Source organism: Rahnella aquatilis CIP 78.65 = ATCC 33071 (assembly GCF_000241955.1).
GTDB lineage: Bacteria > Pseudomonadota > Gammaproteobacteria > Enterobacterales > Enterobacteriaceae > Rahnella > Rahnella aquatilis.
The window spans coordinates 4,463,156-4,484,935 of record NC_016818.1; the positions used below are offsets into that span (position 1 = coordinate 4,463,156).

Consider the following 21,780-nt stretch of genomic DNA (forward strand, 5'->3'; position numbering starts at 1 on the left):
CAATGAAAACCTAAGATTGAATAAAAACAGGGCATAACGTTGATTCCTGGAATACAGATTCCAAATCAGAACCATCGCGGCCAAAAGATGCTGACCCAGACAAAAATCGCCAATATGATGGTCAGAAGTACGGCTGCAGAGCCAATATCTTTTGCACGACCTGAAAGCACGTGAAACTCAGGCCCGATGCGGTCTATCGCACATTCCACCGCACTGTTGAGCAGCTCGGTGACACAGACCAGAACGACAGATCCCACCAGCAGAATGCGTTCTACGGTGCTGACATCAAACCAGAAAGATAACAAAATTAACGGGATAGCGACGCTTGCTTCCTGGCGAAATGCCGCTTCGTTTTGCCATGCTGCTTTGAATCCTTTCCAGGAATAGCCGGCTGCTTTATAAATTCGGGTAAATCCAGTGACTTGGTTCGCCATTTCGGGTACTGATCCTTAGAGTGTTTGCCGCATTTTAGCTTTTATATGACCACAGATCTCCACGGATCTTTCTGGTATCCTTGCGGCGAAATGGCTAACAAGAGGCTTCACGTTTTTATGTCAGGTTGGCGTAGACTTTATTACACATTATTGAATTTACCACTGTCATTGCTGGTAAAGAGCAAGGTCATACCTTCAGATCCGGTTACCGAGTTGCATTTAGACCCGACGCGGCCGATTTTGTATGTATTGCCTTATAACTCCAAAGCCGATTTGCTGACGTTGCGTACGCAATGTCTGGCGCAGAATCTGCCGGACCCCCTTATTCCGCTGGAAATTGACGGAACTCTGCTGCCAAGCCATGTCTTTATTGCTGAAGGCCCGCGCGTATTCTCTTATTACACGCCGCAGCAGGAATCCGTAAAACTGTTCCACGACTACCTCGATTTGCACCGCAATAACCCAGATTTAGACATTCAGATGTTGCCGGTGTCGGTGATGTTTGGCCGGGCACCGGGCCGTGAAGGTCAGGACGACACGCCACATCTGCGCGTGCTGAATGGTATCCAGAAATTCTTCGCTGTGCTGTGGCTGGGACGGGACAGTTTTGTCCGTTTCTCCAATACCGTTTCCCTGCGTTATATGGCGACAGAACACGGCACAGATAAAACAATTGCGCAAAAACTGGCACGTGTGGCGCGGATGCATTTCTCCCGTCAGCGTCTGGCTGCGGTGGGTCCACGTCTTCCGGCACGTCAGGATTTATTCAATAAATTGCTGGCCTCAAAAGCCATTGAAAAAGCGATTGAAGACGAAGCCCGCAGCAAGAAAATTTCCCACGAAAAAGCCCAACAAAACGCCATCGCCCTGATGGAAGAGATTGCCGCTGACTTTTCTTATGAAGCCGTGCGCCTCTCTGACCGCGTGCTGAGCTGGACCTGGAACCGATTGTACAAAGGCATCAACGTTAACAATGCCGAACGTGTACGCCAGTTAGCGCTGGACGGTCAGGAAATTGTGTATGTGCCCTGCCACCGCAGCCACATGGATTATCTGCTGTTGTCTTACGTGCTCTATCATCAGGGGCTGGTACCACCGCATATTGCCGCGGGTATCAATCTGAATTTCTGGCCGGCTGGCCCGATTTTCCGCCGTCTGGGCGCGTTCTTTATTCGTCGAACCTTCAAAGGCAACAAGCTCTATTCAACGGTGTTCCGTGAATATCTGGGCGAACTGTTCAGCCGTGGTTATTCGGTGGAATACTTTGTGGAAGGGGGGCGTTCGCGAACCGGACGCCTGCTGGAGCCGAAAACCGGTACGCTGGCCATGACCATTCAGGCCATGCTGAGAGGCGGTTCACGCCCGATTACACTGGTGCCAATTTACATCGGTTATGAGCACGTCATGGAAGTGGGTACGTACGCCAAAGAATTGCGCGGTGCGACCAAAGAGAAAGAAAGCCTGACGCAAATGCTTAACGGCCTGCGTAAGCTGCGCAACCTTGGCCAGGGTTATGTGAACTTTGGTGAGCCGCTGCATCTGACCACTTACCTGAACCAGAATGTACCCACCTGGCGTGAAGCCATCGACCCGATCGAAGCACAACGTCCGAGCTGGCTGACGCCAACGGTGCAGGATTTAGCAGAACAGATCATGGTGCGTATCAACAATTCAGCGGCTGCCAATGCTATGAACTTGTGTTGTACCGCGCTGCTGGCGTCCCGTCAGCGTTCGCTGACCCGCGAACAACTGACCGAGCAAATCGACTGCTACCTGCAATTATTGCGTAATGTGCCTTACAACGCGGATTCAACGGTGCCGGATCTGACTGCCGATCAGTTGCTCGATCACGCGCTGAACATGAATAAGTTCCAGGTTGAGAAAGACAACATTGGCGACATCATTGTTCTGCCTCGCGAACAGGCAGTGCTGATGACGTATTACCGCAACAACATCCATCATATGCTGGTGTTGCCGTCACTGATTTCAAGCATTGTGATGCATCACCGCCAGGTCAGCCGTGCGGAATTGCTGCGTCAGGTCGAACTGATTTATCCGATGCTGAAAGCCGAACTGTTTATGCATTTCGGGACATCTGAGCTGCCGCACGTGCTGGATGTTCTGACGCTGGAACTGGCGCGTCAGCAAATCATTCATCTTGAAGATGATGAGCTGACACTTAATCCGGCGCGGATCCGCACCCTGCAACTGCTGGCGGCCGGCGTACGTGAAACGCTGCAACGTTATGCCATTACCTTCTCCCTGCTCACCAATAACCCAAGCATCAACCGTGGTGCGCTGGAAAAAGAGAGCCGGATTATGGCACAGCGTTTATCCGTGCTGCACGGTATCAATGCCCCTGAGTTCTTCGATAAAGCCGTATTTTCGACCCTGGTCGGCACACTTCGCGCCGAAGGTTATATCAGTGACAGCGGCGATGCCATTCAGGAACAAACGCGTGAGATTTACCTCATGCTCAGTGATCTGATGACGTCTGATATCAAGCTGACTATCGAAAGCGCGGGTATGCCTTCTGAGCTACCACAACCGACGGCACCACCGGCTGAGCCGAAGATGGATGTGCGCGATACCGATCATTAACCGGCATTAGCGCCCGCCAGCGCAGGCTGCAAAAAATAAAACGCCCGGACTTTTTTACTGAGTCCGGGCGTTTTTTTAGGACGTTGAGTCAGTTCAGAAACCGTTACAACGTGAAGCCTGACAGGCTCATCAGAATGCCGAGGAACAGCACCAGCCCGACATAGTTGTTCTGGCGGAAAGCCAGGAAACAGGCATCACGTTCACGTTTGGCAATCAGCTTCTGCTGATGCACAAACAGCGCAGCAGCCAGCAGCAGCGACCAGTAAAACGGTGCGCTGAGCTGGGAAAGATGACCGACAATCCCCATCAGGACCAGCGTTGCCAGTTGCAGCAGGCCGATGATCAATGTGTCAAAACGTCCGAATAAAATCGCTGTCGACTTCACGCCGATCTTCAAATCATCGTCACGATCGACCATCGCGTATTGCGTATCGTAAGCCACCGTCCAGCAGATATTTGCCACGAACATTAACCAGCAACTGAGCGGTACACTTTCGCTCACAGCGGCATAGGCCATCGGGATCGCCCAGCCAAACGCCGCGCCCAAAACCACCTGCGGCAAATGACTGACACGCTTCATAAACGGGTAAATCCATGCCAGCGCCAGCCCGGCCAGAGACAGCCAAATCGTCATGCGGTTAAGCAGCAGAACCAGCAAGAATGACACCAGCACCAGTCCGGCGAATAATATTTTCGCCTGCTTACCGGTGATCGCCCCGCTCGGCAATGGTCGTTGAGCGGTGCGTTTTACGTGACCATCAAATTTACGATCGGCGTAGTCATTGACCACACACCCGGCGGCACGCATGAAAAACACGCCCAGCACGAAAACCAGCAAAATCTTAGCAGACGGCATTCCGCCACCTGCAACCCACAATGCCCATAACGTTGGCCACAGCAGCAGCAGTGAGCCGATCGGCTTATCAATACGCATCAGGCGGCAGTAATCACGCCATGTGCCCTGAGTCATACTTCCTGACACTCTCTGTTCTCCTTGTTGATTAGCCTGACTCATTCCTGCTCCGCCTTATTTTGCGGACGGTGAACCGGCGAGTCGGGGAGGAAAATTTCGGTCAGCAGCAACGGCTTGTCAGACAAGCGCAGGCGGGAACGGCGCGCCCATAACGCCCCCTGCTCACTGTGTAATTGTCCCAGATGAATGTAATCACGGGACAAATTATTTCCGCTGAACAGATAACGGCCCAGCGGCACAGTGCCTAAATCGACCAGCGCCAGATCCGGCCCGGTCAGCGTTTCTTCAGGAATAACTGTGCGCCCGAGCAGCCATGGCTGCGCGTCACCAAACAGCACGATTTCGCGGATCCAGTAACGGGCACTTTCCGGCAACTGCTGCGCTTCGCTTTCACCCAGTTCTTCGCGGCTGACAAAACATTCGTTTTGCGGTTTCACGGTGACGGTAACACCCTGCTTTTCAAACCGGCGGGTCATGGATCCCATTTCCATCAGCCAGTCAGCCACATCCGCAGGCACCTGCGAAGGATCGTCAAACCAGTGGATCGGGGATTTTTCGGGGGAACGGGAATCAGACATCAATGGCTCCGTAATGAAGGTGTTCATACCTCCAATGAATTATCTGCCTCGCATTCTAGCGTATGATTGCGAGGCAGTAATCGCCTCATTTATTCCCGGCGCAGACGTTCGCTGTTGGCGAGGAAAAGCGTTACGACCAGCACCAGGATCGCGCAGGCGTAAACTAATGTGTCATAAGGACTTTTGTGATCGACGATGATCAAACGGATAATCGCAGTGATCCCGATGTAAATAAAATAGCGTAAAGGGAAGTGATAGCCCGAAGAAAAATACTTAATTATCAGGGCAATAAACTCGAAATAGAGGAAGTAAATCACAATCCCCTCAATGAGCAAATACGATGACGACTGATCGTTATTCACGAACAGCACCATTGCTAAATGATAGGTTTCGCGCCCGATAAAAATCATCAGTATCGCGGCCAGTCCTAATAAAAATATATTCAAAATTCGCTGCATAATGACGGATATCATCATTGCCCGCTTTGATCCTGCCATGTGATCTACATCCCACTTTTGTTATTAATCCCCGCAGAATACCACAGAGTCAGTACAGGAAAAGCGCCATTAAAAAAGGGCCAGCCGGTGAAGGCTAACCCTTTTATTTAGAAATATTGCGACCTGTCCCTCTAAATCATTCGGGCTGGATCAAGGCGGCAAGGGAACGAAGCCCCGGGAGCTTACATAAGTAAGTGACCGGGGTGAGTTCACGCAGCCAACGCTGAAACAGTCTGAAGGATGACGAGGGATTAGCGCCAGTTTTTAAAGCGGTTAATCAAACCGTTAGTCGAACTGTCATGGCCGGTCACATCTTTGTCATCTTCCAGTTCTGGCAGAATACGGTTTGCCAGCTGTTTGCCCAGTTCTACGCCCCATTGGTCGAAGGTGTAGATGTTGAGGATCACGCCCTGAGTGAAGATTTTGTGTTCATACATCGCGATCAACGCACCCAGGCTGTAAGGCGTGATTTCACGCAGCAGGATGGAGTTGGTCGGACGGTTCCCTTCGAACACTTTGAATGGTGCAACGTGTTTAACGTCTTCGGGTTTTTTACCCTGATCGGCGAATTCTTTCTCGACAACATCCAGAGATTTACCGAATGCCAGCGCTTCAGTCTGGGCGAAGAAGTTAGACAGCAGTTTCGCGTGGTGATCGCTCAGCGGGTTATGGCTGATGGCCGGTGCGATGAAGTCACAAGGGATGATTTTAGTCCCCTGGTGAATCAGCTGATAGAACGCGTGCTGACCGTTAGTGCCCGGTTCGCCCCAGATGATCGGGCCAGTCTGGTAATCCACCGGGTTGCCGTTACGGTCAACGAACTTACCGTTAGATTCCATGTTGCCTTGCTGGAAGTAAGCGGCAAAACGGTGCATGTACTGGTCGTATGGCAGGATAGCTTCGGTTTCAGTGCCGTAGAAATCATTGTACCAGATGCCGATCAGCGCCAGCAGTACCGGCAGGTTTTTCTCAGCCGGCGTATTCGCGAAGTGTTTATCCATCGCGTGAGCACCGCTCAGCAACTGTTCGAAGTTATCGAAACCTACAGACAGCGCGATAGACAGACCGATGGCTGACCACAGCGAGTAACGGCCGCCGACCCAGTCCCAGAATTCGAACATGTTGTCGGTATCGATACCGAACTCGCTCACCGCTTTACCGTTGGTCGACAGCGCCGCGAAGTGTTTCGCCACGTGTTGGTTGTCGCCAGCCGTTTTCAGGAACCAGTCACGCGCGCTGTGGGCGTTGGTCATGGTTTCCTGGGTGGTGAAGGTTTTTGAGGCAACCAGGAACAGCGTGGTTTCCGGCGACAGGTCTTTCAGCGTTTCAGCGATGTGCGTGCCATCCACGTTGGAGACGAAATGCATATTCAGGTGGTTTTTGTACGGACGCAGGGCTTCAGTCACCATGAACGGGCCGAGGTCTGAACCGCCGATCCCGATGTTCACGACATCAGTGATGGCTTTGCCGGTATAACCTTTCCACTCGCCACCGATAACGCGCTCAGTGAAACCTTTAATTTTCGCCAGAACCGCATTCACTTCCGGCATCACATCTTTGCCGTCCACGACGATTGGCGTGTTGCTGCGGTTACGCAGTGCAACATGCAGAACAGCACGGTCTTCGGTGCGGTTGATCTTCTCGCCAGAGAACATCGATTTGATGGCACCCTGAAGGTCAGTCTCTTTCGCCAGTGCCTGCAGTTTATCCAGAGTCTCTGTCGTAATGCGGTTTTTGGAGAAATCGACCAGCATCTGGTCTTCAAACGTGGCAGAGAATTTGGAGAAACGATCACCATCTTCAGCAAACAGATGGCTAATCTGCACATCTTTCATCTTGTCGAAATGCTGCTGCAGGGCTTGCCAGGCAGCGGTCTGAGTTGGATTGATATTTTTCATAGCAATGCTCTTAGGCTGAGAATAAATATGAGATAACTGACCCGATTGTAGCCTGAACTTCCCGGGAAGAGATGCCTTTTCTTGCGATAGGTCAGATCTGCTTAATCACAATGACAGAGAACAATATTAGATGAGAATCGCTCAAAATGTAGCGCATGCGCTGCCTGACCGTTGACAGACGGGCGATAAACGGCTATTCCTAAGCGCCTAACTCGCGCGCTCGATGCGCGAGCCAGAAGAGGCGCGTCGCCCAGGCAGTGTATCGGAGGAGCCGAAATCCTACGAAGATACATCAGGGGGAGCGGCGCCGAGATCATCAGCCCGCGGCAGGCAAATGATCGACTACAGGGGCTGAATCCCCTGGGTTGTCACCGGAACACCCCAAAGGGTGTCGGCCAGGTGGGGCGCTTCTGGGTGTATCGTAGTATCTCTACGCCTGCTCCCGTTTCCCGCTCTTCCCTTTGTGCCAATTCTTATGGAATCGATGGCCGTCATCCTATGACGCCCCGGACACGAGGTTTTACATGAATCACGCAGTATCCCGCAACGCCAGTCAGCAGCCCTTAGGCAATGTCATCGTCGCCAAATTCGGTGGTACCAGCGTGGCGGATTTCGACGCAATGAACCGCAGCGCGGACATCGTGTTGTCGCGCCCTGAAGTGCGTCTGGTTGTTCTCTCCGCCTCTGCGGGTGTCACCAATTTATTAGTTGAGCTGGCAGAAGGTAAAGAAACCGAACGCCGGGTGTTCCTGCTTGATGAAATTCGCCGCATTCAGAGTGCCATTATCGATCGCCTCGATAATCCGACAGTGATCCGCGAAGAAATCGGCCGCATGCTGGAAAATATCGCCATGCTGTCCGAAGCCGCGAGCCTTGCGACATCCACCGCGCTGACCGACGAACTGGTGAGCCATGGCGAGCTGATGTCTACCCTGCTGTTTGTTGAAATCATCCGCCAGCGCAACGTGCCGGTGGAATGGTTCGACGTGCGTAAAATCATGCGCACCAACGATCGCTTTGGTCGCGCGGAGCCGGATACGCAGGCATTAAGTGAGTTAACCGTTCAGCAGTTGCAACCGCGTTTGCAGGACGCTCTGGTGATCACACAAGGTTTTATCGGTTCGGAAGGCAAAGGTCGCACCACGACGCTTGGCCGTGGCGGCAGCGATTACACCGCCGCATTGCTTGGCGAAGCGTTGAGCGTTTCCCGTGTGGATATCTGGACGGACGTCCCGGGGATTTATACCACCGACCCGCGTCTGGTGCCGGCGGCAAAACGTATTGACCGCATTGCGTTTGAAGAAGCCGCTGAAATGGCGACATTTGGTGCAAAAGTGCTGCATCCGGCCACTCTGCTGCCCGCGGTACGTCGCGGTATTCCGGTGTTTGTCGGCTCGAGCAAAGACCCGTCGGGCGGCGGCACCTTAGTGTGTGATACCAGCGATAATCCGCCGCTGTTCCGCGCGATAGCCCTGCGCCGCAGACAAACGCTGGTCACGCTGCACAGCCTGAGCATGCTCCATTCACGCGGTTTCCTCGCCGAAGTGTTTGGCATTCTGGCACGCCACAGCATCTCTGTTGACCTGATTACAACGTCCGAAGTCAGCGTCGCACTGACGCTGGATACCACCGGTTCCACATCCTCAGGCGACAGCCTGCTGACCACCTCGCTGCTGACAGAACTATCCTCACTGTGCCGCGTGGAAGTGGAAGAGAATCTGGCACTGATTGCGATTATCGGTAACAAACTGTCCCAGGCCTGTGGCGTCGGCAAAGAAGTCTTCGGCGTGCTGGATCCGTTCAATATCCGCATGATTTGCTACGGCGCAAGCAGTTACAACCTGTGCTTCCTGGTGCCGGGCAACGATGCCGATCAGGTCGTCAAAACTCTACACCGTAACCTGTTCGAATAATGACGGGCGCGGTATCTGAGAAGACCGGGCCCTGTGCCCGGTCTTTTTTTGTCTGTACTTTTGCAAAACAACAAAGACAAGGATCACCTCAATGTTAGCCAAAATAACCCGCCTGTTCCCGTTGTGGGCCGTGCTGTTATCCGTCGCGGCCTATTACTCGCCCGGCACATTCACGCCGATCGGTCCGCACGTTTCTACCCTGCTGATGCTGATCATGTTCGCGATGGGTGTCACTCTCGAATTCGGTGATTTCAAACGCGTGCTTTCCCGCCCCGGTCCGGTTGCTGCCGCCACGTTCCTGCATTATCTGGTCATGCCACTGGCGGCGTGGGTGCTGGCAAAACTGTTCCATATGCCTGCTGATTTATCGGCGGGAATGATTCTGGTGGGCAGCGTTGCCAGCGGAACAGCCTCTAACGTCATGATTTACCTTGCGAAAGGCGACGTCGCACTTTCCGTGACGATTTCAGCGGTTTCCACGCTGGTGGGCGTTTTCGCCACGCCATTGCTGACGCGTCTGTATGTCGATACACACATTAAAGTGGATGTGGAAGGCATGCTGTTAAGCATTTTGCAGATCGTCGTCATCCCGATTTTAGCCGGTCTGATTATTCATCATCTGTTCACGAAAACCGTGAAACGTATCGAACCACTGCTGCCGCTTTTTTCGATGGTGTGTATTATCGCCATTATCAGCGCCGTCGTGGCGGGCAGTCAGGGCTTTATCGGTTCTGTGGGGTTGATCGTGATTGTGGCGGTTATTCTGCACAACGGCATTGGCCTGCTGAGCGGTTACTGGGGCGGGAAACTGTTTGGCTTTGACGAAACCACCTGCCGCACGCTGGCGATGGAAGTCGGGATGCAGAACTCAGGCTTAGCCGCGACACTGGGGAAAATCTATTTCACCCCGCTGGCCGCACTGCCGGGTGCATTGTTCTCGGTCTGGCATAATCTTTCAGGTTCTTTACTGGCCGGTTACTGGTCCGGCAAACCGGTCAAAAAAGACTAATTTCCAGACCGTAAAAAGAACATGAAAAAGAAACGGGCGCCTTCCTCAGCGCCCGTTTTTATTCGTACTACACCCGTTGCGCATCATCATTCGGTTCGCGCTGCTCGTCTTCCTGCTCATCCTGATCCAGCACGTTATACGCAACCGCACAGAACAGCGAGTTCAGACGCTTCATATCCCCCAGCAACCCGAGATGGAGTGAACTGGTTTCGATACTCTGCACATTATGCTGATGCAGGCGATCAACGTGTGCATGCGCGTAACGGCGATCGAGAATGCGGAAACGGTGTTTGGAGCGGCGCAGACGACGCGCACTGGTCAGATCGTTTGACAGGAAGACACCCAGACTCAGGCGCAGGTTATCCTGCAATTTTTCATGTAAGGCATCCAGTTCTACCAACCCTTCAGGCGAGAACGCCCGGCGCGTAGCGTGGGATTTAGCGGTGATATCGCCGGTCATACGTTCGATAATGTCACCGGCCTGTTCGAGGTTCAGCGCCATTTCGATAATTTCTGCCCAGCGGCGGGAATCGTCTTCGCCCAACCCTTCTTTATTGATTTGCGCCAGATACAGTTTGATGGCGGTATAGAGCACATCAACGTCATCGTCGAGACGCCGCACTTCGCGATCCTGTGCCAGTTTACCGTGCATCACTTCCCGGTTGAGGATCAGCATATGTTCGACCACGTCGCCCATGCGCAGGGTTTCGCGGGCAGCATTGGCCAGCGCCAGCGTCGGTGTATCTATCGCGCTGACATCCAGATGACGCGGACGCAAACGCGGATCATCTTCCGGCACATCAGCAATCATCATCTGGCAAATTTTCGCCATCGGCGCAGTCAGCGGCACCATCGCCAGACAACGGATCAGGTTGTAGAACATATGAAAATAAATCACCAGTTCTTCATCCGGAATGCCAAGCCGTGCCAGTTGCGTCGACAACGGTCCGACAAACGGCAGCACAATCACTAAACCAATCAGTTTAAACAGCGTGCTGCCGAGTGCCACGCGGCGACCGGCAGCGTTCATTTTACTGGCGTTAATCATCGCCAGCAGCCCGCTGCCAAGATTGGCACCGATGACCAGACACAGCGACACTTTAAGCGAAATCACGCCAGTCGCCGCAAGGGTTGCCGTCAGCAAAACGGCAGCCAGACTGGAATAGCTGATGATGGCAAACACGGCACCGGTCAGGGCATCGAGCAACACATCACCGGTCAGGGACGAGAATAAAACTTTAACGCCGGAGGCCTGCATGATCGGCGTCGCCGCACCCACAATCAGTTCCAGCGCCAGTAAAATCAGACCCAGTCCGATACCGACACGGCCCATTTGCCCCGCGCGGGTTTGTTTACGGCTGAGGAAGAATGCAACACCAACGAAAATCAGCAGCGGAGAAAGCCAGGAGAGATCGAACGTCAGGATACGCGCCATCACAGCGGTCCCGACATCTGCACCGAGAATAATCACCAGTGCAGGAGCCAGTGCCACCAGCCCCTGCGATACAAACGACGTGACCAGCAGCGCGGTAGCATTACTGCTTTGCACCAGCGCAGTTACGCCAATCCCCGCCACAAACGCCAGGGGTTTTTTCTCGACACTGTTACTCAGAACACGGCGCAGATTGGCGCCAAAGACGCGCATGATGCCGGTACGCACGATGTGCGTACCCCATACGAGCAGAGAAATAGCAGACAACAGATGCAAAAGGGTTAACACGAAAGAACAGCTCCATTAACGCCAGGCATAGACCGGCCATCCTGCCTGCCGGGCGTGCTGGAGCAGGATGGCGTCCGGATTCACCACCACAGGCTGTCCAACGCGGGTCAGCAACGGCAGATCATTATGGGAATCCGAATAAAAACTGGCTGACTGCAACAGGGATTCGTCCTGATTGATGAGTTCAAGCAACCGCGAAACTTTGCCTTCGCGGTAGGTCATCGTCCCCTGCGTGGCGCCGGTAAAGCGCCCGTCTTTGATTTCAACACCAATCGCCAGCGTTTCATCAACACCGAGGAAACGGGCAATCGGCTGCACCAGATGTTCACCGGACGCGGAAATAATCACCGTCCGGTCGCCCTGTGCGCGGTGAGCAGCCAGACACTCACGCGCCTGCGCGTAAACACGCGGGGCAATCACATCCTGAATATAATTCGCGACCATTGCCGCGACATCACGTTGACGGCGGCCGGACAGCGGCACCAACGTACAACGCATGTACTCCTGCATATCCATCTGACCGACAGCATATTGCTGCATCAGTGCGGCGTCTTGTTGCAGGAAAGCCTGCTCATCGGCCACCCAGCCATTTTCCACCATGTAGGCTGACCACAAACTCGAACAGTCGCCGCTAATCAGGGTTTCATCGAGATCAAACAGCGCCAGTTTCATGCAACTTCCCGTAACGTAACAAGATCTAACTGTAGACCAATATCGCTGCCATCGGCGCGAAGTGAGGCCACAGAACGGTTTAAGACATCCACAGAAAGCTCAACACCGTGCGCTAAAACACGATAACGCACAACGTTGCCGAGCAGGCTGTGGCTGATAATTTTAGCCGGAATGCCTTCAGTCAGCTCGCATATTGTCACCGACTCCGGACGGATGGCGACGCGGCCCGTGTAAGTCATGCCGGTCAGCGCCATCGCCTGTTCAGGGCTCAGCAGGTTGTAGCTGCCGATAAAGCCTGCAGCAAATGCATCCACCGGTTCAGTATACAGGGTTTCGGCATCGGCATTTTGGACGATTTGTCCTTTGTTCATCAGCACAATCCGGTCGGACATAGTCAGCGCTTCTTCCTGATCGTGCGTCACGAAAATCGCCGTCAGGTTCATTTCACGCTGAATACGGCGGATTTGCTCACGCAAATGCTTACGGATACGGGCATCAAGCGCGGAAAGCGGCTCATCAAGCAGCAACAGACGCGGCTGCGTGACCAGTGAGCGCGCCAGCGCCACTCGCTGACACTGACCGCCGGAAAGCTGATGTGGATAGCGTCTGGCATAATCGTTCATTTCCACCAGTTCCAGCACTTCACCGACGCGGCGATGCAACTCGGAAGCGGGTATCTTTTGCATTTTCAGGCCGAACGCGACATTGGCTTCAACCGTCATATTCGGAAACAATGCATAGCTCTGGAAGACCATACCAATACCGCGCTGTTGCGGCGGCAACGGCACGATATCCTGTCCCTGTATCAGAATTTTTCCGCTGTCGACGGAGGTCAGACCGGCCAGACAGCGCAGCAGCGTGGATTTCCCGCAGCCGCTGGGTCCCAGCAGCGTGACGAATTCTCCCTCTCTTGCTGAGAAATCGATGTTGTTGAAAATCTGCGTCGGACCGTAAGACTTATTGAGTTGAGTAACCTGCAAATACGACATAATCAGCGCTTTCCTTTGTTCAGTATGTTCGCCACCCAGGTGAAAATCAGGACGACCATGAAATAGGAGATGACCAATGCGCTGGTGAAATGACCGCTGCCATTGCGCATGTTATAGAGGTAAACCTGAACCGTTTCATAACGGCTGCCCGCCAGCAGGTTGGCGAACACAAATTCCCCGATCAGGAAGGAAAACGACAGCAGGACGGCAATCATTCCGCCTTTACGTAAGTTCGGCAAAACAACCAGCAGTGCCGCTTTCCAGGTGCTGGCCCCGAGCAGATGCGCGGCATCCATCAGATCACGCAGGTTGATCGCCTGCATGTTGTTAGAAATGGCGCGATAGATAAACGGCAGCGCGATGGTGAAGTAACAGCCAATCAGGATCCACGGCGTGCCGGTCAGCGCCAGCGGTTCAGCGGAATAGAGTTGCATCAGGCCGACCGATGACACCACCGGCGGCACGGCGAACGGCAGCAGGATCAGGATGTTCATCAGCGCATCGAGCTTCGGGAAATAGTAAGCAATCACAAACATTAGTGGCAAGATCAGCACCAGCGAGAGGAACAAGGTACCGAAACACACCAGCAGCGAGTGCCAGAGCGCAATCAGGAAACGCGGATCACTCCACAACGCCACCACCCATTTGAGCGTAAAGCCGCTCGGCAATATAGTGGCGCCCCATTCCAGCACCAGCGCATAGACCAGCGTCGCCAGCAGCGGCAACATCAGGACAATCAGTAAAATCCAGATCACCACACGGTGGTAAATCGCTTCAGAGCGCGACATTTTACGTTCCTTTTTCTGCCCGTCAGCTGCGCTGACTGAGATAACTTTTACGCAATAACCACTGATGGATCAGCGTGATAAAGGCCATCAGCACCACCAGCAACATCGCCAGCGCGCTGCCCATATTCGGATCGAGAGAAATATCCCCCGAGACCAACGCCGCGATACGTACCGGCACTACGTTAAAGTTACCGGTGGTCAGCGCATACACCGTGGCATACGCGCCAAGGGCATTGGCGAGCAAAATCACGAAGGTACCGAGCAAGGCCGGGAACAGCACCGGAATACCGATATGACGCCAGTAACGCCAGCGTCCCGCGCCCAGCAAGGCTGCTGACTCGCGCCAGTCCTCCCGAAGCGCATCAAATGCCGGATACATCAGCAACACGCCGAGCGGGATCTGAAAATAGGTATAGAGAACAATCAGCCCGTCTTTCGAATAGAGGTCGAAGTGTTCCATCAGGCCATATTTTTTCAGCAACAGTGTCAGGCAACCATTCAGGCCAAGCAGGATCACGAAGGCGAAGGCCAGCGGCACACCCGCAAAGTTGCTGGTCATGTTAGTAAACGACATCACAAAGTCGTGCAGCTTTGTCGGGCCAAGCTGGCGAAGTGAGTAACTCCCCACTAACGCGATAAGCAAACCGTACAAACTCGACCAGATGGAAATATCCAGCGAGAAGCGCATGGCCTGCAAATAGAACGGTGATGTCAGAATGTCGGTGTAATTGCCCAGTCCCCAGGCTTCATAGGTTTCGCTGTAAAAGCTGCTCACCGCAATCCATGCCAGCGGTGCCAGTTGAAAAGCGATGAAAAACACCAGAAACGGCAGCATAAACAACGCCGCAAGCCACTTCGCTTTCATCGGGTATCCTCTATAAGTGACAGGATTCAGGCCAGTAATGCCGCGCAATGTGGCTTGTCGTGGGCAATATTGAGGATCTGACAAACGGTTCCGCATAACTCAGTCTGCAACGGTGCGGCCTGTTTGAAGCTGAACGCACTGCCAAAAACAAACAGCGGTACCTGACGCTCCTCCGGCAAAATACCGCCGTGGCTGCGGTCATCATTCATGCCGTGATCCGCCGTCACGATCACCTGATAACCGGCATCAAGCCAGTCGCCCAGATAGCGCGACAGGATGCCGTCTGCAGTCCGCGCTTTGTTGCGGTATTGCGGCGTCGACAGGCCAAATTTATGTCCGGCATCATCAATATTCATCGGGTGGATCAGCAGGAAGTCGGGATCGTGACGACGACGCAGGCTTTCGGCGTCATCGAACAGATGCGAATCAGGGTAGCTGTCGTCGTAATAAAAATGGCCGTGCTGGATAGTCAGCGATTCATCACTGGTGTGGCGATCACGCGGCGGATCAAAAGGCGTGCGATTATACAACTCACTGACCCAGTGATAGGCCGCCGCAGCCGTCGTCAGACCGGCGTCGCGGGCATAGTGAAAAATACTGCGTTGTGTTGATAACCGGTCAACGTGGTTATGAACGATGCCACTCACCACCGGCGTGATGCCGGTGAGAATGCATTCATAAAGCGGCCGGGACAGCGAAGGCAATTCGCATTCCAGTTGATACAAGCGGCCGCGTCCTGCGGCACACTGCGCCTGTAAATAGCCCATTGCGTCGCGGCCGACCTGATAATTCAGGCCGTCCAGTACTACCAGAATGCTCTTCATCCACGTATGCCTTTCGTACAGGTGTTGTGATTAATCAATGCGTTCGCTGCCCGGTTTTCTTATTTTTTTAGGTCATTACTGCTGCATATTGATCATGACGTTTTCCTGCCACAGTCGCGGCAAGGTTTTCGCGCTCTTATCCCAGGCAGCCGGATCGGCAATAGGATGCGCATTTTTGTATTCGCTGGAAGGCAGCAGTTTGGCTTTTGCATCGTCCGGCAGCGTGATGTGATCGGCACGGATTGGACGGGCATAACCCTGTGCTAAGTTAATCTGGCCTGCGTCAGAGAAGATGTATTCACGCGCCAGTTTGGCGGCGTTAGGGTGTTTGGCGAATTTGTTGATGATCGTGGTGTAACCGGACGTGATAGTGCCATCAGAAGGGATCACCACGTCGAAGCGGGTTTTGTCGATTTTGTCGCGATAGCTCAGACCGTTGAAGTCCCAGACTACCCCAACCTGCACCTCACCTTTTTCCAGAGAAGCGATCACCGGGTTAGTCAGGCTCAGACGCCCTGCTTTCGCCAGTTTGCCAAAATATTCCAGGCCTGGTTTCAAATCCTTTTCATTGCCACCCATCGCGTAAGTTGCCGCCAGCACACCGTTTGCGGCCTGCGCTGCAGTGCTCACGTCACCGATAGTCACTTTGTATTTGCTGTTCAGCAGATCAGCCCAGCTGTGCGGTGCGTCTTTAACCTGCGATTTATCAATGATGAAGGCGATAGTCCCGGTGTAAGCGAGTGCCCACATACCCTCTTTATCTTTTGCCCAGTCCGGCACCTGATCCCAGGTGGTCGGTTTATAAGGCTGAGTCACACCTTTTTGCACGGCAACCGGTCCAAAAGCGGCCCCTACGTCGCCAATATCAGCACTGGCGTTGTCCTTTTCGGCCAGGAATTTCGCGATTTCCTGCGCGGAGCTCATGTCGGTATCGCTGTGTTTCAGGCCATATTTAGTGCTCAGATCACTCCAGGTTCCTTTCCAGTTCGCCCAGTCATCAGGCATACCGACACTGTTTACGGTTCCTTCGGCTTGTGCCGCTTTCAGGAGTTCAGCAGGAGGCTCAGCGGCAAATGCCGTTGAAGCGGAGAGGACAAGCGCGCTGGTTAACACAGAAGCGAACAACTGTTTCATAACGGATGCTCCAGATGATAGTGTGTGAAGTGCTGGTCTAGTCCAGCAAGAACCAAGCCAATCTAACGCTCAATTGTGATAATTATATGTCAGCGCGAAAAAGCAGCAGTTTTAAGCTTATCGATGTTAACAAGCGCACATTATTGACACGACGCAGAGTCAGATTGGTGCAAAAACGCACTGAAATGAGGCTTGCAGACCGATGAGTGAATCGCAGACCACCCTTGCCGTTATCTGCAAGGTATTAAGCGAAAGTATTGCGGCCGGGGCATTTTCTGCCGAGGGAAGGCTGCCTTCTGAGCGCGCATTGAGTGAACAGTTTTCCACGACCCGCATCACATTACGGGAAGCATTAAGCCAGCTTGAGGCCCAGGGTCTGATTTACCGGGAAGTACGCCGGGGCTGGTTTGTTTCCCCGCCACGCATTGTCTATAACCCGCTGCAAAGAAGTCACTTTCATGCGATGGCGAAAGATCAGGGGCGCAGCGCAAAGACCACAGTGATTGATGCGAAGCACTGTGTTGCCAGTGATACGGTGTGTCTAAAGTTATTGTTGCCGCCAGAGAGTGAGGTGATTTGCATCCGGCGGTTACGTTATATCGACAACCGCGCAGTGCTGTATGTCGAACACTATCTCAATCCACTGTATTTTCAGGGAATTCTTGATGAGGATCTCACGACATCTCTGACTGATTTATACGCCTCCCGCTATGACATCCATTACGGACGCGTGCGTTTCGACATGGTGCCTACGCTGCTGACCGAAGAAGCGTCGCATGCGCTGAGAGTGGCTTCCGGCAGTCCGGCACTGTTTATCACACGCATCAACCGCGACCAGCATGACCGGATCATCGACTGCGATTTAGAATACTGGCGCTATGACGCGCTGCACATTGATGTGGAAGTGAATTGATTTAAAGAAGCAGGAAAATGGCAAGTGAGAACAGGACAAGGGCTCTGGAATGAATATCAGAATCAGTGAAAACAGGCAGATCGTAAAGACGCCGTAAAATCATCCCTGATGGCTCGAACCGCGCCATCCATGGCGCGGACGCTTTACTCTTCTGCCTGTCTTCACCTCCGGAGAGCAGGAGTAGTAAGGTTTTATGTCACCGGAAATGCCCTTGAATTCACGGGCATTTATAGGGCTAATCGGCGTCGTACCCTAAGTTTGGCGCCAGCCAGCGCTCGACTTCAGCGACCGGCATATTTTTACGTGCCGCGTAATCCTCCACCTGATCACGCTGAATCTGCGCCACGGCGAAGTATTTGCTGTCAGGGTGACTGAAATACCAGCCTGATACCGCAGCCCCCGGCCACATAGCGAATGATTCGGTCAGTTGCATACCGGTATTGGCTTCCACATCCAGCAGCTTCCAGATTTGCCCTTTTTCGGTATGTTCAGGACAGGCCGGATAGCCCGGAGCCGGACGTATCCCCTGATAATTTTCGCGGATCAGCTCTTCGTTACTCAGGTTCTCGTTAGCCGCAAAACCCCAGTACACTTTACGCACTTTTTCATGCAGATATTCCGCAAACGCTTCTGCCAGACGGTCAGCCAGCGCCTTGATCATGATTTTGTTGTAATCATCATGCTGCTTGTCATACGCCTCGGCCAGCGCGTCTTCCTCAAGCCCGCCGGTTACGGCAAATGCACCCATGTAATCTTTTTTACCGCTGGATTTTGGTGCAACAAAGTCAGCAAGACAGTAGTTGGCAAAATCCGTTTTTTCGGTTTGCTGCCGCAAATGATGGCTGACGACCAGCACGTCCTGACGGCGTTCATCGCTGTAGATTTCGATATCGTCGCCTTTACTGTTTGCCGGGAACAAGCCGACGACACCACGCGGATTGAGCGATTTCTCTGTGGAAAGCTTATCCAGCAGGTCATTGGCATCTTTGAACAGTCGCTTCGCTTCTTCACCCACCACTTCGTCTTCGAGAATGCGAGGGTATTTACCTGCCAGCGACCAGGTCATGAAGAACGGTGTCCAGTCGATGTAATTACGTAGCGTTTCAATGCTGGCTTCCACTTTCTGGATACCCGGACGATGAGCCACCGGCGGCGTGTAATTCTCCCAATCGATAACAGTCGCGTTGTCACGGGCCACTTCGAGACTTACCGGCGGTGTGCGCGGCTTTTTGCGACCATGCTGGATGCGCACGGTGTCGTACTCTTTACGTGTCCGTTCGATAAACGCGTCACGCTGATCTTTTGACAGCAACGCAGACACCACGCCGACAGAACGCGAGGCGTTTTGCACGTAGCAGGTCACGCCACTGTAGTTCTGTTCGATTTTCACCGCCGTGTGCGCTTTCGATGTGGTCGCGCCGCCAATCAGCAGCGGCATGGTGAAACCCCGGCGTTCCATTTCTTTCGCCACATTGACCATTTCATCCAGTGACGGGGTGATAAGCCCGGAAAGCCCGATAATGTCGACGTTTTCTTCAATGGCGGTTTTCAAAATTTTATCCGTCGGCACCATCACACCGAGATCAATAATCTCGTAGTTATTACACTGCAGCACGACGCCGACGATGTTTTTGCCAATGTCATGCACGTCGCCTTTTACCGTCGCGAGCAGAATTTTGCCGTTGGTCTGCCCCTTCTCCTTGCTGGCTTCAATGTACGGCTCCAGATAGGCCACGGCCTGTTTCATCACGCGCGCGGATTTCACCACCTGCGGCAGGAACATTTTGCCAGCACCAAACAGGTCGCCGACGACGTTCATGCCGTCCATCAGCGGGCCTTCGATCACTTCGATAGGGCGCGCGGCCAGCTGACGGCACTCTTCGGTATCCAGTTCGATAAACTCGGTAATTCCTTTCACCAGCGAGTATTCGAGGCGTTTTTTCACTTCCCAGCTGCGCCATTCCGCCTGCTGCTTATTCGCTTCGCCATCGTCCTTGCTGCCACGGTATTTTTCGGCCAGTTCGAGCAAACGCTCAGTGCCATCCGGGCGGCGGTTGAGGATGACATCTTCAACGGCGTCGCGCAGTTCAGCCGGTAAATCATCATAAATCGCCAACTGACCGGCGTTGACGATGCCCATATCCATACCGTTGCGGATGGCGTGATACAGGAAGACGGCGTGAATGGCTTCACGCACCGGTTCGTTACCGCGGAACGAGAAGGAAACATTGGAAACACCGCCGGAAATCAGCGCATGCGGCAGTTGCGCTTTGATATCGGCACAGGCTTCGATGAAATCAACGGCGTAGTTGTTATGTTCGTCAATGCCGGTCGCCACCGCAAAGATGTTCGGGTCAAAAATAATGTCTTCCGGCGGGAAACCGACTTTTTCCGTCAGTAATTTGTAGGCCCGGCGACAGATTTCAATTTTGCGGGCGCGGGTATCCGCTTGGCCGGTTTCATCGAATGCCATGACCACAACGGCTGCGCCGTAGCGGCGCACCATGCGGGCGTGATGCAGGAAAGCTTCTTCGCCTTCTTTCATGGAAATGGAGTTAACAATTCCTTTGCCCTGAATGCATTTCAGGCCTTTTTCGATAACATCCCATTTGGAGGAGTCGATCATGATCGGCACGCGGGCGATATCCGGTTCACCGGCAATCAGGCTGAGGAAACGCACCATCGCCGCTTCGGCATCAAGCATCCCTTCATCCATGTTGATGTCGATGATTTGCGCGCCACTTTCTACCTGCTGACGGGCCACGGCCAGCGCTTCAGAATACTTCTCTTCTTTAATCAGGCGTTTAAAACGCGCGGAGCCGGTCACATTGGTACGTTCACCGACGTTCACAAACAGCGTTTGTGGATCGATGGTCAGCGGTTCCAGCCCTGCAAGACGGCAGGCAACAGGAATGGTCGGTAAAACGCGGGGCGGTACGCCCTCCACGGCTTTCACCATCGCCGCGATGTGCGCAGGCGTGGTACCGCAACAGCCACCGACAATGTTCAGAAAGCCTGAGCGCGCCCATTCAGCAATATGCTCAGCCATTTCTTTGGCTTCAAGATCGTATTCACCAAAGGCGTTAGGTAAACCGGCATTTGGATGCGCAGTGACATAACATTCTGCAATACGAGATAACTCAGCGACATACTGACGTAATTCATCCGGACCCAGGGCGCAGTTAAGGCCAAAAGTGAGCGGCTTAACGTGACGCAGCGAGTTATAAAAAGCCTCAGTTGTCTGGCCGGACAAGGTGCGCCCGGAGGCATCGGTAATCGTACCGGATACCATGACCGGCAATACGATGCCCATCGCTTCGAATTCGCTTTCTACTGCAAATGTCGCGGCTTTGGCGTTAAGTGTGTCAAAGACGGTTTCGATCATGATCAGATCCGCCCCGCCTTCAATCAGCGCACGGGTCGATTCACGGTAGGCTTCAACCAGTTGATCGAAAGACACGTTACGGAACGCGGGATCGTTAACGTCCGGTGAAATCGACGCCGTCCGGTTGGTCGGACCTAAAACTCCGGCGACATAGCGCGGTTTATCCGGCGTACGGGCGGTCCACTCATCGGCACACTGACGCGCCAGCCGCGCGGCTTCATAGTTAATTTCAGCCGACAGCGATTCCATATGGTAGTCAGCCATGGCAATCGTGGTGGAGTTGAAGGTGTTGGTTTCGAGGATATCTGCACCCGCAGCAAGATAACCGTTATGGATCTCGACGATCACTTCGGGTTTGGAAAGCACCAGAAGATCGTTATTGCCTTTAAGATCGCTTTCCCAGTCGGCAAAACGCTCACCACGGTAATCTTCTTCTTCCAGACGGTAGCTTTGGATCATAGTGCCCATACCGCCATCCAGAACCAAAATGCGCTGTGCCAGTTGCTTATGTAGCGCCTCAACTCGATTAGTCACTTTCACCTCATCACCCATCACGCACACCCGGCAAATTGTTCATTCATGCGCCG

General features: G+C 53.4%; 17 protein-coding genes and 1 riboswitch. Of the genes, 4 read left to right on the forward strand and 13 right to left on the reverse strand.

What is annotated here, in order from left to right:
- Positions 1 to 65: 65 nt before the first annotated feature.
- Positions 66 to 434 carry a diacylglycerol kinase gene (locus RAHAQ2_RS20205; protein ID WP_015699002.1) on the reverse strand — a complete coding sequence of 123 codons (369 nt, stop codon included), beginning with the start codon at positions 432 to 434 and terminating at the stop codon, positions 66 to 68.
- A 117-nt stretch (positions 435 to 551) separates the two neighbouring features.
- On the opposite strand from RAHAQ2_RS20205, the gene plsB reads away from it, so the two are divergent.
- A complete protein-coding gene (plsB, locus tag RAHAQ2_RS20210; protein WP_015699003.1) occupies positions 552 to 3,035 on the forward strand; it encodes a glycerol-3-phosphate 1-O-acyltransferase PlsB in 2,484 nt (827 codons plus the stop codon).
- 103 nt (positions 3,036 to 3,138) lie between these two features.
- On the opposite strand, the gene ubiA is transcribed toward plsB, so the two are convergent.
- The 4 genes from ubiA to pgi all read right to left on the reverse strand — a co-directional run bounded on the left by ubiA (position 3,139) and on the right by pgi (position 6,981).
- Complete coding sequence (gene ubiA, locus RAHAQ2_RS20215) at positions 3,139 to 4,005, reverse strand: 4-hydroxybenzoate octaprenyltransferase (protein ID WP_086935285.1); 867 nt, start codon at positions 4,003 to 4,005, stop codon at positions 3,139 to 3,141.
- A 41-nt stretch (positions 4,006 to 4,046) separates the two neighbouring features.
- Positions 4,047 to 4,586 (reverse strand): chorismate lyase, encoded by a 540-nt coding sequence (gene ubiC, locus RAHAQ2_RS20220; protein WP_015699005.1) that lies wholly within the window; start codon positions 4,584 to 4,586, stop codon positions 4,047 to 4,049.
- 89 nt (positions 4,587 to 4,675) lie between these two features.
- Positions 4,676 to 5,083, reverse strand: coding sequence for a phosphate-starvation-inducible protein PsiE (gene psiE / locus RAHAQ2_RS20225; protein WP_037040462.1), 408 nt, complete (start codon positions 5,081 to 5,083; stop codon positions 4,676 to 4,678).
- A gap of 251 nt (positions 5,084 to 5,334) precedes the next feature.
- Positions 5,335 to 6,981 carry a glucose-6-phosphate isomerase gene (gene pgi, locus RAHAQ2_RS20230; RefSeq protein WP_015699007.1) on the reverse strand — a complete coding sequence of 549 codons (1,647 nt, stop codon included), beginning with the start codon at positions 6,979 to 6,981 and terminating at the stop codon, positions 5,335 to 5,337.
- A 228-nt stretch (positions 6,982 to 7,209) separates the two neighbouring features.
- Positions 7,210 to 7,399, forward strand: a riboswitch (Lysine riboswitch).
- 106 nt (positions 7,400 to 7,505) lie between these two features.
- Here pgi and lysC point away from each other — a divergent pair.
- Complete coding sequence (gene lysC / locus RAHAQ2_RS20235; RefSeq protein WP_015699008.1) at positions 7,506 to 8,894, forward strand: lysine-sensitive aspartokinase 3; 1,389 nt, start codon at positions 7,506 to 7,508, stop codon at positions 8,892 to 8,894.
- Positions 8,895 to 8,985: 91 nt separating this feature from the next.
- Entirely contained in the window at positions 8,986 to 9,903 is a 918-nt protein-coding gene (gene panS / locus RAHAQ2_RS20240) for a ketopantoate/pantoate/pantothenate transporter PanS (protein WP_015699009.1), read from the forward strand.
- 67 nt (positions 9,904 to 9,970) lie between these two features.
- Here panS and RAHAQ2_RS20245 read toward each other — a convergent pair whose 3' ends face one another.
- From RAHAQ2_RS20245 to RAHAQ2_RS20275, 7 genes are all read right to left on the reverse strand, one after another.
- Entirely contained in the window at positions 9,971 to 11,623 is a 1,653-nt protein-coding gene (locus RAHAQ2_RS20245) for a Na/Pi cotransporter family protein (RefSeq protein ID WP_015699010.1), read from the reverse strand.
- Between the two features lie 15 nt (positions 11,624 to 11,638).
- The gene (locus RAHAQ2_RS20250; RefSeq protein WP_015699011.1) at positions 11,639 to 12,295 is read right to left on the reverse strand and encodes an HAD family hydrolase; all 657 of its coding nucleotides are present in this window, start codon (positions 12,293 to 12,295) and stop codon (positions 11,639 to 11,641) included.
- Positions 12,292 to 13,284, reverse strand: coding sequence for an ABC transporter ATP-binding protein (locus tag RAHAQ2_RS20255; RefSeq protein WP_015699012.1), 993 nt, complete (start codon positions 13,282 to 13,284; stop codon positions 12,292 to 12,294). Before RAHAQ2_RS20255 ends, RAHAQ2_RS20250 begins: the two co-directional genes overlap by 4 nt.
- Positions 13,285 to 13,286: 2 nt before the next feature.
- On the reverse strand, positions 13,287 to 14,072 hold the full coding sequence (locus RAHAQ2_RS20260) for an ABC transporter permease (RefSeq protein WP_015699013.1): 786 nt from the start codon (positions 14,070 to 14,072) through the stop codon (positions 13,287 to 13,289).
- Between the two features lie 22 nt (positions 14,073 to 14,094).
- Complete coding sequence (locus RAHAQ2_RS20265; RefSeq protein ID WP_015699014.1) at positions 14,095 to 14,937, reverse strand: ABC transporter permease; 843 nt, start codon at positions 14,935 to 14,937, stop codon at positions 14,095 to 14,097.
- Positions 14,938 to 14,963: 26 nt separating this feature from the next.
- Positions 14,964 to 15,761 (reverse strand): alkaline phosphatase family protein, encoded by a 798-nt coding sequence (locus RAHAQ2_RS20270; RefSeq protein WP_015699015.1) that lies wholly within the window; start codon positions 15,759 to 15,761, stop codon positions 14,964 to 14,966.
- A gap of 75 nt (positions 15,762 to 15,836) precedes the next feature.
- The gene (locus tag RAHAQ2_RS20275; protein ID WP_015699016.1) at positions 15,837 to 16,895 is read right to left on the reverse strand and encodes an ABC transporter substrate-binding protein; all 1,059 of its coding nucleotides are present in this window, start codon (positions 16,893 to 16,895) and stop codon (positions 15,837 to 15,839) included.
- A 202-nt stretch (positions 16,896 to 17,097) separates the two neighbouring features.
- Here RAHAQ2_RS20275 and RAHAQ2_RS20280 point away from each other — a divergent pair, with 202 nt between their 5' ends.
- Positions 17,098 to 17,808: a UTRA domain-containing protein gene (locus tag RAHAQ2_RS20280; protein WP_015699017.1), complete on the forward strand. Its 711-nt coding sequence runs from the start codon at positions 17,098 to 17,100 to the stop codon at positions 17,806 to 17,808.
- Between the two features lie 235 nt (positions 17,809 to 18,043).
- Here the strand turns inward: RAHAQ2_RS20280 and metH are convergent, their stop codons facing one another.
- A complete protein-coding gene (gene metH / locus RAHAQ2_RS20285) occupies positions 18,044 to 21,745 on the reverse strand; it encodes a methionine synthase (RefSeq protein WP_015699018.1) in 3,702 nt (1,233 codons plus the stop codon).
- Positions 21,746 to 21,780: the final 35 nt, after the last annotated feature.